The following is a 13,703-nucleotide window of genomic DNA, read 5'->3' as shown; positions in this document are numbered from 1 at the left end:
CGGACCGGGCGCGGCTGGTCTGGCTGGACCGGCAGCCCCGGGGTGGCGGGTTGGGGCCTCCCCGGTCGTGAGGTGGTCGGCGGCACCAACTGCAGCACCGACTCCGACCACGAGATCCGCCCCCCTGGTGGCGCAGCTGAGGGCGGTGGGAACAATGCCGGGATGCTCCACCACTTGCGGGCCGGCTGGCGGTCGGCGAGGTGGCAGGCGAGGCCTGGTGCCGCTGCCCTGTCGGGGGACATCGGGGCCGAGCGCGAGTTCGTCGACGCGATCGGCCCCGAGTACTGGGTCGAGCCCCTCTCGTAGGACCGCCCGAGGGGTTTCAGGCGTGGGAGGACTCGGTGCGCGCGGCCGCCGCCGAGCGGCTTTGCCCAGCCGCCACGCCTCCTAACGCGCTGAACCCGGTCGTACCGCTCGGGAGTAGTTGACGTCAGTAGATCAGGTAGCCCGGGCGGTGCCCTTCGTCCTCGATCTCTCCGGTGGCCTGGGCCCGCAGCTTGCGGGACAGTTCTTCGAGGGCCCGGGAGGCCGCGACCTCCTCGCCGATCCGGGCGAGCGGACGGTCCTCCGCGCTCTTCTCGGCCTCGCCGTGCGCGCTCAAGCCCGGCGCCCTCGCGCCCGTCAACCTGGCGTCGCACGTCGTGTGCACGCCGTCTTCGTCGAAGTTCAGCTCCACGTCCCACTGGTTGTGCATGCCACACCTCCTGGCGCCGGCCCCCGTTCGCCGGTCCGGGCCGACCAGGGCGGTGGACCCGTGGCGGCCGCTCACACCAGCGTGCGCCCGCCCCACCCGTGGCGGCAAGCGCGACAGTTGTCGCGAGCACCGGCCCGGTGCCGCCGCGTCCGATCGGCTCGGCCGCCGCCCCGGCGGTACGCTGACGGGAGCGCGCCGCAAACGCCGCCCCTCCCCCGGACCCGCCGGCGCGGCGCGGGGCAGCGACAACCTGGTGGTCCCTCCGTGGCGGTCTTCCTCCTCGCTCTGGGCGCGGCCTGCTGTCTGGGGCTCGGCTTCGTCCTCCAGCAGCACGCGGCGCAACGTGCCCCGCGTGCCGACCTGCTGCACTGGCGCCTGCTGCTGGACCTGGTGCGGATGCCCGAGTGGCTGCTCGGCACCGGGTTCATGATCAGCGGTTTGCTCCTTTCCGCGCTCGCGCTGAACCAGGGCGAGGTGTCGCTGGTCGAGCCGCTGCTCGCGACCAACCTGCTCTTCGCCATGGCGCTCTCCCGGGTGCTGACCCATCAGACCCTCGGCCGCTCCGGCTGGGCCGGGGTCCTGCTGCTGGGCCTCGGGGTGACGGCGTTCATCGTGGCCGGGCAGCCGACCGGAGGCGGTCCACCCGCCGGGGAGCTACGCCACTGGCTGGTGGTCGGCACGGTGGTCGGGCTGACGCTGCTGCTGGTCACGCTCGCCCGACGGCTGCCGCTGTTCGAGGAGGCCACCCTGCTGGCGCTCGCCGCCGGACTGCTCTACGGCCTCCAGGACGCGCTGACCCGCACCACCACCCAGCGCATCGGCCACAGCGGCCTCGCGGCGGTGCTGCGCACCTGGCAGCCGTACGCGGTCGTGGTGGCGGGCGTGGTCGGACTGCTGCTGGTGCAGAGCGCCTTCGAGGCCGCCCCGCTGCGGATGTCGTTGCCCGCGCTGACCGCCGCCCAGCCGCTGTCCGGGATCGCGTGTGCGGTCGGCTTCCTCGGCGACCGGCTGCGGGTCACCCCGGGCGCGCTGGCCTGGCAGGCCGCCGGACTGGTGGCGATCGTGATCGGGGTGATCGTGATCGGCCGGCATCCGGCGATGCCCGGAAGCGTCCGGGACACCCTGGAGAGCATCGGGGCATCGCCGGAGGACGACTCGGCCGGCAGCGCCGCCGGCCCGGACCGGGACAGCAAAGACGACGACAGGGGCGGAAGCAGCACCGCCGGGGCCGACGACGGTGACCGCAACGGGTGACACCAGCTCCGAGGTCGACGCGAACGGGAAGGGCGAGTAGACGGATCGATGTGCTGGAGCGCCCGGGCGGACGTCGTGGTCGGCGGGGCGGTCGCGGGCGTCGGCGTGGCCTGCCTGGTGCGCGCCCGGCGGTCGGGGCGACCGCAACGCCTGCCGCTCGCCGCGCTCCCGATGGTGCTGGGCGTGCACCAGTTGATCGAGGCGCTGGTGTGGCTCGGCACGGACGGTGAGCTGCCGTCGACCGTCGCCGCGGGGGCGCGTACCGCCTGGGCGGTGATCGCCCTGCCGCTGCTGCCCGTCCTGGTCCCCACCGGGGTGTGGTGCGCGGCCCATGAGCCCGGGCACCCGGCCGGCCCCAACCGCCGCCGTGTGCTCGCGCTGCTGGCCCTGCTGGGCGCGGCGATCGCGATCCCGCTCGCGGCCGCCGTTGCCGCTCACCCGGTGACGGCCCACCGGCACGGCCGCACCCTCGGCTATGCCATCGGCATCCCGCACCCGGCCCTCCTGCTCACCGGCTATCTCCTCGCCACGGTCGGCTCCCTCCTGCTGAGTGGCGACCGTCTGCTGCGCCGCCTCGGCCTGGTCACCGGAGCGGGCGCCGTGTTCTGCGCCCTGCTCTGGCGATTCGCGTTCGTTTCCACCTGGTGCGCCCTCGCTGCCCTGGCCAGCCTCCTACTCCTCCACTGGGCAGGGCAGCCGCCCGAGGATCGTTGCTGAACGGTGGTTCTCGGCCCGCCCGGGCGCGTCCGTCGCTCGATGCCCGACTGCTACTGCCCTGCCGCCTCCAGCGCGACGTCCGTGACCTCCGCGCCTTCCGTCACCTGCTCATCGGCCCCGGCACGCCCGTGCCCGCGCCGGCGATCCATCTCCCGCCACTCCGGCCGCAGTCCGGTCAGCGTGGTGGTGGCGAAGTACAGGATCCCGGCCGTGAGCAGGCCGGGTATCAGGCCCACCAGAGCGACGGCCGCGCCCGCGAGGAGGCCGCCGAGCGGGATGCCTGCCCAGGCAAGGGAGTCACCGAGGGCGTGGACGCGGCCGAGCAGGTGGCGGGGCACTCGTTCGAAGAGGACCGCGCCGAGGATCGGGTTGAGGAATCCGGAGCCGAAGCCGCCCACGGCGAAGACCGCGACCACCGCCCACATCGGCGCGTCCAGCGCGAGCACCAGGTAGCGGGGCGCACCGGCGAGCAGGAAACCGACGAAGAAGACCGTACGGCGGGGCAGCCGGTGGGCGAGCGCGGCCGCTATCAGGCTGCCGGCCACCGCGGTGACGCCGAGGACACTGCCGAGCAGCCCGAGCGCAGCCGGGCCGTTGCCGGACTCCCGGGCCCACACCGGGAGCAGGACGGTCGAGAACCCGGCGTCGAGCAGGTTGGTGATGCCGACCATGACGGTCACGGTGAGCAGCAGCGGCTCGGCGCGGAGGAAGCCGAAGCCCTCCCGGAACATCCGCCAGTAGCCGCTGCCGTGCCGGTCCGGCTCGGCCGGGCTCGCACCCGCGTCCGAGGCCGTGTCCGAGGCCGAGGCCGGGGCCGGGGCCGGCGCTGCGACCGGGACCGAGGCCGGGGCCGGGGCCGGGGCCGGGGCCGCCGAGCGCCCCATGCCCGACGGCAGCGCCAGGGCGATGATCAGCGAGCCGAGCGCGAAGGTGCCCGCGTTGACCGCCAGCCCGGCGAGCGGCCCCACCAGCGCGACCAGCCCTCCGCCGACCGCCGGTCCGACCGTCGAGGCCAGCCGTTCGGTGACGCCGGACAGCCCGGTGGCCCGCTCCATCGGCACCCGGGCGTGGTCGGCCGCCTCCGGGACCATGACCGACTTGGCCAGGTCCCCGGGCCCGCGCATCGCACCGATCACGGCGACCATCGCCAGCAGCATCCAGAACGGCAGCAGCCCCTGGGCGTGCAGCAGCGGGACCAGCCCGGCCGCGACGGCGCTCACCGCGTCCGTCGTCCAGGACACCACGCGCGGCCCGAGCCGGTCGACGACCGGCCCGGTCAGGGCCTTGACCAGCACGTACGGCGTCATCTCGGCGAAGGCGACCAGACCCGTCAAGGTGGCGCTGCCGGTGGTGGCCAGCACGAACCAGGGCAGGGCGATGGCGGAGACCCGCGTCCCGGTCAGGGAGACCGCCGTCGCGGCGAGCACTCCGACCAGCGGCCGCAGGCTGCGCACCGGCGCAGCGACGTCGGTGGTGGTCATTCGGCTCTCCCCTCACCCGATTCGGGCAGCCCCTGCGCGTCGGGCAGCACGTGGACCACCACGGAGACCTGCTCGCTGCCCTCCGGTACCGGTCCCTCGGCGCCGACCTGCCGGTAGCGCCGGAGGACCGCCGAGAGCTCCGCGGTCAGCTGCTCGGCCTCGCCCGGCGTGATCTGCAGCAGCACGTCGCTGAAATCCACCGCCTTGCGCCAGTCCCTGGGCATCGTCTCGAAGGAGTCGAGCACGCGCTGCCCGGCCATGGTGTGGCCGGCCAGAACGGCGCGCAGGAAGCCGACGGCGGTCTCGGGCTCCTCGTCCGCCATGTCCTCCCCTGTCCAGACCGTCATCCGGTGCGCCGAACGCCACCATCGCTCACGGGCGTTGCCGCGCTCCTCGTCCTCCTCGACGAAGCCCGCGGCGGCGAGCTGGCGCAGGTGGTAGCTGGTGGCTCCGGAGTTGAGCCCCAGCTGCTCGGCGAGCCTGGTCGCCGTGGACGGGCCGTGCTTGCGCAGCAGCCCGACCAGCTGCATCCGGACGGGGTGGGCCATCGCTTTCATGCCCTTGGCAGTGAGGACGACGTGCGGGTCGTCGCTGTGCATCCAGCCGCGGTCTTCGGTCATGGCCAGGAGCCTAGGACCGCAAAGACCAGTTTGCAAAGGCTTTTTTGCGAAGCTTTCTTTGCGGTCCCTTGGGCGCGTGTGAGCGGGCCTCGTCGTGCGGACACGCGGACACCACGCGGTCACCGAGCGGCCACGGCGGTCGCCCGTCCCCGCCGGTCGGCGGACCGCCCACCCGCCGCTCGGCGGGGGCCGGGACCCGGTTCGTGTCCCGGAGCCGGATTGTCACCCGGGCGGAGGAGGAGCAGGCTGACAGCAGGGCCGGGGAAGCGGCCCGCCCCGGTCGGCCGCGGACTCGATGACGGCCGCCGGTCAGGCACGAGGGGCAGGGCCATGGCACGCGGGAAGCTATGGGGCTACGTCGCTTCGGGGGCCCGGGCCCTCGGCGCGCTCGGCGGCGCGGGCGGCGCCCGCGAGGGCGGTGCGGGCGCATCGGACGGCCTCGGGCCGCACCCGCGGTTCGCGATGGCCGGGCCCAGGACGCTCTCCCGGACGGAACTCGACCAGTTGCGCTGGACGGGTCGCCAGGCCGGGTGCGAGCCGCAGGCTCGGCACGTCCAGGTCGCCGAGGTGGTGCGCCGGGTGGTGCGCGGCGGTGGCCGGGCGGCGGCCGTCACGGTCCGCCTGGCGCCGGGGCTGCCGGTGGTGGCCGGGGACGCCCGCCGGATGGAGGCCGCGGTGGCCGGGCTGGTCGACCACGCGATCCGGCGCAGCCCGCTGGGTGGCCGGGTGCTGGTCCGGGCGGACGTCAGGCGCACCGGACCGGCGGCGCTCCGGTCCGGAGCCGGGCGGGGCTGGGCCGCCGCACGTGGCCGGGAACGAGTGGAGATACGAATATCCGATCGCGGCGCGTACGAGCCGCCCGGGGCCCGCGAATGGCTGCTCGCGGGCGTGCGGCCGACCGGACCGGTCGGCCCGGCGCTGCACAGCCTGGTGCTGGCGGCGGGCGGACGGCTCGCGGTCGAGCCGACACCCGGCGGTGGCCTGACCGTGGTGCTGCTGCTGACGGTCGCCTACGACTGATCGGCCCGCACCACCGTCGGCCCCCGCGAACCCGCACCGCCGTCAGCCCGCACCGCCCACCAACCCGCGCCGCGCGGCGAACGTCGGCCGCCGAACCTAGACTTGCCCCATGCCCCGGCTCAACGACCAGGTCAGGGAGCTGCTCCAGGAGTACGCCGACCTGATCAACATCACCGGCGGGGACGCCTTCCGGGCCCGCGCCTACGAGAAGGCCGCCCGAGCCGTCGGCGGCCACCCCGAGGACCTCGCCGACCTGGACGTCAAGGGACTGCAGCAGATCCCCGGCGTCGGCAAGTCCACCGCCGAGAAGATCGCCGAGTACCTCGCCACCGGGAGGATCCCCGCGCTGGAGTCGCTGCGCGCCAAGATCCCTTCCGGCGTACGGGAGATGATGGCCGTCCCCAGCGTCGGCCCCAAGCGCGCCCTCGCCCTCTACCGCGACCTCGGCATCGCGTCCGTGGACGAACTCGCCGGGGCGATCCGCGCCGACAGGCTGACCGGCGTGGCCGGTTTCGGCGAGCGCAGCGGCGAGAAGATCCTGCACGGCATCGAGCTGATGCGGCAGTCCGGCGGACGGACCCTGCTCGACACCGCCACCGAGCTGGCCGAGCAACTGGTCGAGGCGCTCTCGGCCGTACCCGGCTGCACCCGCTGCGCGTACGCGGGTTCGCTGCGCCGGATGCGCGAGACGGTGGGCGACATCGACGTGCTGGCGACCGCCGTCGACTCCGCCCCGCTGATGGCCGCGCTCACCGAACTGCCGTACGTGGCCGAGGTGATCGGCAGCGGGCCGACCAAGACCTCGGTCCTCACGACTCAGGGGATCCAGGTGGACCTGAGGGTCGTCCCGGAGGAGGACTGGGGCGCCGCGCTCGTCTACTTCACCGGCTCGAAGGCGCACAACATCAAGCTCCGCACGATGGCGGTGCGGGCCGGGTTGAAGCTCTCCGAGTACGGCCTGTTCGAGGTGGACGGCACCGCGCGGAAAGACGCCAAGGGAGCCAAGGGAGCGAAGGACGGGAAGGGAGCGAAGGGCGGGAAGGACAGCGGGCCGGGCGCGAGGACGGAGGGCGTCAAGGTGGTGTCCGCGACCGAGGACGAGGTGTACGCCGCCCTCGGCCTGCCCTGGATCCCGCCGACGCTGCGTGAGGACCGCGGCGAGATCGAGGCCGCGCTGAACGGTGAACTCCCCGACCTCATCGAGGAGTCGGACCTGCGTGGGGACCTGCACACCCACACCGACCTGACCGACGGCCTGGCCACCCTCACCGAGATGATCGACACGGCCGCGGCACGGGGATACTCCTACTACGCCGTCACCGACCACGCGCCGGACCTGGTGATGCAGCGGATGACCGACGAGAAGATGCTCGCCCAGCGTGAGGAACTGCGCCGACTCGCCGACCGCCACAAGAAGTTGCGCCTGCTGCACGGCACCGAGCTGAACATCGGCCCGGACGGCGGCGTGGACTGGCCGCCCGAGTTCCTGGCCGGCTTCGACGTGTGCGTGGCCTCCGTGCACTCGCACTTCAACCTCGACCGCGCCGCCCAGACCCGCCGGTTGATCCGCGCCTGCGAGAACCCGTACGTCCACATCATCGGCCACCTCACCACCCGGCGGATCGGCAGGCGCGGACCGATCGAGGTCGACCTGGACGCGGTATTCGAGGCCGCCGCGCGCACCGGGACCGCCATCGAGATCAACAGCTCCCCGCAGCGACTCGACCTGCGCGACGAGGACGTCCTGCGGGCCAAGCGGCACGGCGTGCGCTTCTCGATCGACAGCGACGCGCACGCCACCGGCCACCTCGCCTACCCGCGCTTCGGCATCGGTACGGCGCAGCGCGGCTGGCTCACCACCGAGGACGTGATCAACGCCTGGACCTGGCAGAAGCTGAAGCGCTTCCTCCGCAAGGACGCACTACAGAAGTAGTACCCCCTAGGGCGCGCCGACCGACGCCCCTGGCGAGCCCAGCACCCGGGCCGCGCTGCGGTGCCCGAGGCCTGCCGCCAACCGCAGGTCCCCGGCGTCCAGGAACCCGGCCAGGAAGCCCGCCGCGAAGGCGTCCCCGGCCCCGGTGAGGTCGCGCACCTCGGCGACCGTCGGCACGGGCACGGTGAACAGGTCCTCGCCCGGCACGTCGACCGTCGTCGGCTCGGCGCCCGACTTGGTGACCACGGTGGTGGCCGCCAGCCGGGCGCGCTCCGGCCCCGGCCGGCCGTCCACCAGCAGCCCCAGGAAGGCGGACTCGGAGCGGTTGGCGAAGACGAGGGTCGGCGCCAGCTCGGCCAGCAGGGCGAGGAACCGCTCCCGCCCGAACTGCTCCAGCATCCCGGTGGAGGAGGCGTCCACCGAGGTGGTGCCGCCCGCCCGCCGGACCCGGGCGAGCGCGTCGACCGCCGTCCGCCCGACCGGCTCGCCGTCGAAGGAGTAGGCGGGCACGTGCAGGTGCGCCAGGCCGGCCAGCCACTCGTCCGGGACGCGTTCCAGCAGTCGGGCGGCGCCGCGGTCGGGCAGCATGGTGCGCTCGCCGTCCGGGTCGATCAGCACCACGACGCTGCCGGTCCGGCCGTTCCGCTGCACCCGTACGTCCACGCCGTGGCCGCCGAGTTCGGCGACGACGCCGTCCCCGACCGCGTCCGCGCCGACGCAGCCGAGGAAGCGGACCGGGTACTGCCCGGCGGCGAAACAGGCGACGTTGGCCGCGCTGCCGCCGCGCCGGCGGAACACCCGGGCCGCGCAGTCGGTGCCGTGGCGCAGCGGCCCGTCGGCCCAGACCACGATGTCCTCGACGAGGTCGCCGAGCACCCCGAGCACGGGTCAGGCCCCGGTGGACGAGGCGGCGGAGCCACCGGCCCGGGCGGCCAGGGCCGTGGCGATCTCGCCGCCGAGGCGGACGTTGCCCCGGTAGACCTCGACGTTGACCTCCAGACTGCGGCCGCCGGTGTCGCGCTGGATGTGGTCGAGCAGGAACGGGGTGGACGCGTTGCCGGTGATGCCCCGGCGCGCGGCCTCGGCCCACGCGCGGGCCAGGATGCCGTCCAGTTCCTCCGGCGGCAGCTGCTTGGCGGGGTCGACCGGGTTGGCGATCAGGACGGCCTGCGGCAGGTCGAGCCGGTCGCGGGCGTCGATGACGGCGGCGGCCTCCTCGGGCGACCGGACGGAGAAGTTGATCTCGTGTCCGGAGTCGGTGACGTAGAAGCCGGGGTACTTGGTGGTGCGGTAGCCGATGACCGGGATGTTGAGGGTCTCGAAGCGCTCCAGGGTGGCCCGGATGTCGAGGATGGACTTCACGCCGGCGCTGATCACGGTGACCGGGGTGGCGGCCAGGGTGGTCAGGTCGGCGGACTCGTCGAAGCTCTCCGAGGCGCCGAAGTGGACGCCGCCGAGGCCGCCGGTGGAGAAGACCCGCACGCCGGCCCGGTGGGCGAGGAAGGCGGTGGCGGCGACGGTGGTGCCGCCGTGGCGGCCGAGCGCCGCGACCACGGGCAGATCGCGCAGGCTGACCTTGTCCAGGCCGTCGGTGGCGGCCAGTTCGGTGATCTGCTCGCTGCTCAGGCCGATCGTGGGGACGCCCGCATGCACGCCGATGGTCGCCGGGACGACGCCCGCCCCGCGCAGCTGCTCCTCGGCCTCCAGTGCGACCGCCAGGTTGCGTGGTCGCGGCAGGCCGTGGGTGAAGATCGTCGACTCCAGGGCGACCACGGGACGGCCGTCGGCGACGGCCTGCGCGACCTCCTCGGAGATCCGGATGGCGGGGCTTCCGGCGGTGCCGGCAGTGCCGGCAGTGCTGGCGGGGCCGGCAGTGCTGGCGGGGCCGGCGGTGCTGGCGGGGCTGGCGGTGCTGGCGGGCAGTCCGGTCATGATGCGAGCTCCCTGTGAGATGCCACTGCGGTGGGGCAACACGACGATCAGCGTATGGACGGTTCGGATCGGAAACCAGAATGAGTCCTGGGGTTTCCGATAGGTGATCAGCTATTGGTTCGCACTACATTGATCCCCATGGGCTTTACGTTGCGTCAGCTGGAGGTCTTCCTGACCGTCGCCGAGACGCTGCACTTCGGCCGGGCCGCCGAGCGGCTGCACATCTCGCAGCCGACGGTCAGCCAGGAGGTCGCCGGTTGGAGCGGACCGTCGGCGTCGAGCTGTTCGACCGCAGCCGCCGCTCGGTCGCGCTGACCGAGGCCGGCGAGGTGATGGCCGCAGAGAGTGCGCGGCTGCTCGAACAGGCCGGGGCGCTGCTGACCCGGGTCCGGCTGCACGAGGAGTCCCGGCTGACGACGGCCCGGATCGTCGCCTCGCCGAGCGTGGTGAACCGGCTGCTGCCCGCCGTGGTCAGCCGCGCCGAGCAGGAGCTGCCCGCGCTCGACACCGCCGAACTCGCCGTCGACACCGGGCAGGTCTCGGCGACCCTGGCCGCCGAGCTCGCCGACATCGGCCTCGGCCGCTTTCTGGAGGACACGCCCGGCTACCGGCTGGAGCGGATCGCCGACGAGCCGGTCCGGGTCGCCGTCGGCCGGGACCACCCGCTGGCCGGGCAGGCGAGCCTGCGGCTGACCGAACTGCGCGATCTCCCCCTGCTGTTGTGGCCGCGCGAGCAGCACCCCCGGTACTACGACCACGTGCTCGGCCTGTGCGCGGAGCACGGCGTCGACCCGCCGGTGCTGGTCAGCCCGCCGCGGATCGTGGGCTCCCGGCTCTACCTGCTCGCCCGCAACCGCGCCTTCTCGCTGGTGCCCGGCTCGATGACCGGCCACCTCACCGAGGACGTGGCCACCGTACGGCTGGAGGGGCGGGCCACCCTGCCGCTGGAGATGCAGTGGCGCACGGACGACCGTCGGCCCCCACTGGCGACGCTGCGCAACGTGATCCGGCAGGAGACGGCGAAGCTGGAGGACCGGTAGCGGCCACCGGACCTCCAAGCAGCCGCACGGCACCCATCGGCCGCGTCGGCCGCAGCGCCCGCAGCACCCGCAGCGGCCACAGTGCCCACGACAGCCGTAGTACCCGCAGAAGCCACTGCAACTACAGGAGTTGTGAAGGCCGCGGGACCTCCGGCAGCGACCCTTGACGCTCACATGCCAGCGCCGAAAGGATGCCCGGATCACCCACCCGGCCCGTCGCGCGCCGACGGGCCGCCCGACGACCCCGGGGACCCACCTTGGCCCTGCGCCCCCTGCTCCGCCGCGCCGCCGGACTGATCGGCGCCGTCGCCCTCTCCCTGGCCGGCATCCTCACCGCCGCCGCCCCCGCCCACGCCGACTTCGGCAGCGACTACCACGACCCGATCACCGCCACCAAGCCGCTCACCCGCCCCGACACCCGCTCCTGCACGGTCGACGTGATGCACGACCGGGAGTTCCGCAACGGCTACGGCAACCCGCCCGACACCCCCTACACCGCCACCCTCACCCCGCCCGCCGACTGCGCCGGTCCCTGGTCCGCCGTCGTCCTCGACCTCCACGGACAGGTCGCCGGACGGCAGTTCGACCGGATCTTCAGCGTCCGCATCGGCGGCGTCCAGGTGCTGCTGTCCTCCACCCCGGAGCCGTCCAAGGACGGCATCCAGTGGAACGTCGAACGCGATCTGACCCGGTACGCCCCGCTGTTCAAGGCCGGACCGCAGCCCTTCTCCTTCGACCTCGCCAACGTCACCGACTCCACCTACACCGGCGTCTACAGGATCTCGGCGAGCCTGACCTTCTACACCGCGAACGACCGCTGGCCCGCCGCCCGGGCCGCGGACCAGGTGCTCACCACCGGCCCGTTCTCGCTCACCCAGAACGCCCCGAGCGCCACCAAGGACCTCACCTTCCCGCCGAACCTGGAGCGCCTGAGCGCCGAGGTCTACGCCCGCGGTGGTGGCGCCTGCGAGGAGTTCGCGTACGCCTCCGCACCGGACGCCTTCGTCGCCGCCAACCCGTCGATCGGCGCCTGCGGCAAGGGCCCCTTCCGCGAGCTGCGGCTCACCGTGGACGGCCGGGTGGCCGGCGCGGTCTGGCCGTACTCGGTGATCTACACCGGCGGCTGGGACCCGCTGCTGTGGCGACCGGTCCCGGGCATCTTCGCCTTCGACCTGCCCGCCTACCGGCTCGACCTCACGCCGTACGTCGGCCTGCTGCTCGACGGCCGCCCGCACAGCCTCGGCATCACGGTCAACGCGACCGAGGCGCAGAGCAACGACGTCTGGACCGGCCAGGTCAACCTGTTCGCCGAGGTCGACCACGGCACCGACCGCACCTCCGGGCAGCTCACCGACTACCGGGTCGCCCCCGAAGCGGCCGTCGGCACCGAGCTCACCGACCACGGCGGCGGCAGCGGCGACTGGACCGTCACCGCCGCCCGGCACGACCTCGCGCGCGGCTGGGTGCAGACCTCGCACGGCCGGATCACCACCGAGGTCCGGGACGACCTCACGTTCAGCTCCGCCCAGCAACTGCGCGACAGCGGCAACGACGTGACGCTGCACAACGGCACCGACCTGACCCGCACCACCGCCACCTGGGGCGGCGGACCGCACCGCACCACCACGGTGCACGAGGGCGAACCGCTGGACGTCACCTACAAGGTGACCCACGACGCGGCCGGGAACACCGACCAGAACACCGCGATGGACCTCGGCTACCACCGCGAGGCCACCACCGCGACCGGCAACCACGTCACCGAGCGGTCCACCGTCGACCACACCCTGCGACCGACCGCCCGGCGCCACGACGGCGACCGCACCGTCCGCACCGGCAGCAGCACCGAGGACTACCGCAGCACCGGTCCGGACGGGCCGTACCACCGGACGCTGAGCTTCGTGGACGGGTGGCCGAGGCCGTAAGTGGCAGCCGAAGCCCGTGAGCGGCGGCCGGAACGCGAGGTCCGAGCACCGGCCGCCGACTTGCGAAATTTGCCTGAATTCGGCCCGTTGACCCCTGGTGCACCCGCCGTGGGAGGCGCATGATGGGAGATGGACCTGCGAGGTAGCTGAAGGAAGTTCGACCGCAGGAGGCAGTGGCGACAGGTCGAGACGGATCAGGGTCTGCCGCTGGTACTACCTCGGTCGACGATCGAACTACCGGCCCGGAGGACACCATGTCCGGAGGCCACCCCCACCTCGCAGGTTCCGCGCGTCCACGGAGCATCCCCTCGGTTCCGTGGACGCGCGCATGCGCGCGACCGCACCCGTGACCGCCTGCTACTGCGGCACCGGGTACCCCATCTCCCAGGCGTGCACCGCGATCCCGACCCGGTTCGCCACGCCCAGCTTGCGCTGGATGCTCGCCACGTGGGTCTTCACCGTCCCCGCGGAGATGAACAGTTCGGCCGCGATGTCGGCGTTCGTCCGGCCCGCCGCGACGTGCCCGGCGATCTCCACCTCCCGCTCGGTCAGCGCCGCCACCGGCGCGGACGACCGCGCGGCCGACCGCGCGGGCCGGCGCGGCGCCGTCACGTGCTTCAGCAGCCGGACCGTGACCGACGGGCTGATCAGGCTCTCGCCGTCCGCCGCCGCCCGCACCGCCTCGGCCAGCAGGGACGGACCGGAACGCTTCAGCAGGAACCCGGACGCGCCGTGCTGCAGCGCCGGGTAGACGTACTCGTCCAGGTCGAAGGTGGTCAGCACCACCACCCGCACCGAGCCGGACAGCCGTCTGGTCACCTCCAGCCCGTCCAGCCTGGGCATCCGGATGTCCACAAGCGCGACGTCCGGCCGCAGTTCGGCCGCCAGATCCAGCGCGGCCACCCCGTCGACGGCCTCGCCCACCACCTCGATGTCCGGCTGCGCCTCCAGGATCCGCCGCACGCTGCGCCGCACCGCCTCCTGGTCGTCCGCGATCAACACCCGGATCACCCGCGGACACTCACCGTTCGCACTCGCCACGTCCGGCAGTCTCCCGCACCACCCGACGCGCGGGAAAGTTCACGCCGCC

Annotated in this window: 14 protein-coding genes; 8 read left to right on the top strand and 6 right to left on the bottom strand. The window is 73.6% G+C overall.

What is annotated here, in order from left to right:
- Window positions 1-162: 162 nt before the first annotated feature.
- Window positions 163-306, top strand: a complete 144-nt coding sequence (locus ACZ6Z8_RS20685) for a hypothetical protein (RefSeq protein WP_465611495.1) — start codon at window positions 163-165, stop codon at window positions 304-306.
- 124 nt (window positions 307-430) lie between these two features.
- On the opposite strand, the gene ACZ6Z8_RS20680 is transcribed toward ACZ6Z8_RS20685, so the two are convergent.
- Window positions 431-694 (bottom strand): dsRBD fold-containing protein, encoded by a 264-nt coding sequence (locus tag ACZ6Z8_RS20680; RefSeq protein ID WP_402826174.1) that lies wholly within the window; start codon window positions 692-694, stop codon window positions 431-433.
- A 264-nt stretch (window positions 695-958) separates the two neighbouring features.
- On the opposite strand from ACZ6Z8_RS20680, the gene ACZ6Z8_RS20675 reads away from it, so the two are divergent.
- Both ACZ6Z8_RS20675 and ACZ6Z8_RS20670 read left to right on the top strand, forming a co-directional pair.
- Window positions 959-1,948, top strand: a complete 990-nt coding sequence (locus tag ACZ6Z8_RS20675) for a DMT family transporter (RefSeq protein WP_465611494.1) — start codon at window positions 959-961, stop codon at window positions 1,946-1,948.
- A gap of 48 nt (window positions 1,949-1,996) precedes the next feature.
- Window positions 1,997-2,665, top strand: coding sequence for a DUF6629 family protein (locus ACZ6Z8_RS20670; RefSeq protein WP_465611493.1), 669 nt, complete (start codon window positions 1,997-1,999; stop codon window positions 2,663-2,665).
- A gap of 50 nt (window positions 2,666-2,715) precedes the next feature.
- On the opposite strand, the gene ACZ6Z8_RS20665 is transcribed toward ACZ6Z8_RS20670, so the two are convergent.
- Both ACZ6Z8_RS20665 and ACZ6Z8_RS20660 read right to left on the bottom strand, forming a co-directional pair.
- The gene (locus tag ACZ6Z8_RS20665) at window positions 2,716-4,146 is read right to left on the bottom strand and encodes an MFS transporter (protein ID WP_465611492.1); all 1,431 of its coding nucleotides are present in this window, start codon (window positions 4,144-4,146) and stop codon (window positions 2,716-2,718) included.
- Entirely contained in the window at window positions 4,143-4,766 is a 624-nt protein-coding gene (locus tag ACZ6Z8_RS20660) for an ArsR/SmtB family transcription factor (protein ID WP_465611491.1), read from the bottom strand. The genes ACZ6Z8_RS20665 and ACZ6Z8_RS20660 overlap by 4 nt, the downstream gene beginning before the upstream one ends.
- 330 nt (window positions 4,767-5,096) lie before the next feature.
- Between ACZ6Z8_RS20660 and ACZ6Z8_RS20655 the strand changes: the two genes are divergently transcribed.
- Both ACZ6Z8_RS20655 and ACZ6Z8_RS20650 read left to right on the top strand, forming a co-directional pair.
- Window positions 5,097-5,786, top strand: coding sequence for a histidine kinase (locus ACZ6Z8_RS20655; protein WP_465611490.1), 690 nt, complete (start codon window positions 5,097-5,099; stop codon window positions 5,784-5,786).
- A gap of 109 nt (window positions 5,787-5,895) precedes the next feature.
- Window positions 5,896-7,719 (top strand): helix-hairpin-helix domain-containing protein, encoded by a 1,824-nt coding sequence (locus ACZ6Z8_RS20650; protein WP_465611489.1) that lies wholly within the window; start codon window positions 5,896-5,898, stop codon window positions 7,717-7,719.
- A gap of 6 nt (window positions 7,720-7,725) precedes the next feature.
- Here the strand turns inward: ACZ6Z8_RS20650 and ACZ6Z8_RS20645 are convergent, their stop codons facing one another.
- On the bottom strand, window positions 7,726-8,604 hold the full coding sequence (locus tag ACZ6Z8_RS20645) for a carbohydrate kinase family protein (RefSeq protein WP_465611488.1): 879 nt from the start codon (window positions 8,602-8,604) through the stop codon (window positions 7,726-7,728).
- Between the two features lie 3 nt (window positions 8,605-8,607).
- On the bottom strand, window positions 8,608-9,651 hold the full coding sequence (locus ACZ6Z8_RS20640; protein WP_465611487.1) for a pseudouridine-5'-phosphate glycosidase: 1,044 nt from the start codon (window positions 9,649-9,651) through the stop codon (window positions 8,608-8,610).
- 138 nt (window positions 9,652-9,789) lie between these two features.
- On the opposite strand from ACZ6Z8_RS20640, the gene ACZ6Z8_RS20635 reads away from it, so the two are divergent.
- From ACZ6Z8_RS20635 to ACZ6Z8_RS20625, 3 genes are all read left to right on the top strand, one after another.
- Complete coding sequence (locus ACZ6Z8_RS20635; RefSeq protein WP_465611486.1) at window positions 9,790-9,966, top strand: LysR family transcriptional regulator; 177 nt, start codon at window positions 9,790-9,792, stop codon at window positions 9,964-9,966.
- On the top strand, window positions 9,909-10,691 hold the full coding sequence (locus ACZ6Z8_RS20630; protein ID WP_465611485.1) for a LysR family substrate-binding domain-containing protein: 783 nt from the start codon (window positions 9,909-9,911) through the stop codon (window positions 10,689-10,691). The genes ACZ6Z8_RS20635 and ACZ6Z8_RS20630 overlap by 58 nt, the downstream gene beginning before the upstream one ends.
- A 257-nt stretch (window positions 10,692-10,948) precedes the next feature.
- Window positions 10,949-12,613: a peptide-N4-asparagine amidase gene (locus ACZ6Z8_RS20625; RefSeq protein WP_465611484.1), complete on the top strand. Its 1,665-nt coding sequence runs from the start codon at window positions 10,949-10,951 to the stop codon at window positions 12,611-12,613.
- Between the two features lie 357 nt (window positions 12,614-12,970).
- Here the strand turns inward: ACZ6Z8_RS20625 and ACZ6Z8_RS20620 are convergent, their stop codons facing one another.
- Window positions 12,971-13,654 carry a response regulator gene (locus ACZ6Z8_RS20620; RefSeq protein ID WP_465611483.1) on the bottom strand — a complete coding sequence of 228 codons (684 nt, stop codon included), beginning with the start codon at window positions 13,652-13,654 and terminating at the stop codon, window positions 12,971-12,973.
- Window positions 13,655-13,703 lie beyond the last annotated feature (49 nt).

This window comes from Kitasatospora sp. NPDC101108 (genome assembly GCF_055584725.1).
The sequence above is the reverse complement of the archived record's forward strand: the minus strand, read 5'-3'. Positions and strand labels throughout refer to the sequence as shown.

Bases quoted from the DNA above. Each gene is read 5' to 3' on its own strand.
- ACZ6Z8_RS20685 (WP_465611495.1), top strand. From the start codon at position 163: ATGCTCCACCACTTGCGGGCCGGCTGGCGGTCGGCGAGGTGGCAGGCG.
- ACZ6Z8_RS20680 (WP_402826174.1), bottom strand. From the start codon at position 694: ATGCACAACCAGTGGGACGTGGAGCTGAACTTCGACGAAGACGGCGTG.
- ACZ6Z8_RS20670 (WP_465611493.1), top strand. From the start codon at position 1,997: ATGTGCTGGAGCGCCCGGGCGGACGTCGTGGTCGGCGGGGCGGTCGCG.
- ACZ6Z8_RS20665 (WP_465611492.1), bottom strand. From the start codon at position 4,146: ATGACCACCACCGACGTCGCTGCGCCGGTGCGCAGCCTGCGGCCGCTG.
- ACZ6Z8_RS20660 (WP_465611491.1), bottom strand. From the start codon at position 4,766: ATGACCGAAGACCGCGGCTGGATGCACAGCGACGACCCGCACGTCGTC.
- ACZ6Z8_RS20655 (WP_465611490.1), top strand. From the start codon at position 5,097: ATGGCACGCGGGAAGCTATGGGGCTACGTCGCTTCGGGGGCCCGGGCC.
- ACZ6Z8_RS20650 (WP_465611489.1), top strand. From the start codon at position 5,896: ATGCCCCGGCTCAACGACCAGGTCAGGGAGCTGCTCCAGGAGTACGCC.
- ACZ6Z8_RS20640 (WP_465611487.1), bottom strand. From the start codon at position 9,651: ATGACCGGACTGCCCGCCAGCACCGCCAGCCCCGCCAGCACCGCCGGC.
- ACZ6Z8_RS20635 (WP_465611486.1), top strand. From the start codon at position 9,790: ATGGGCTTTACGTTGCGTCAGCTGGAGGTCTTCCTGACCGTCGCCGAG.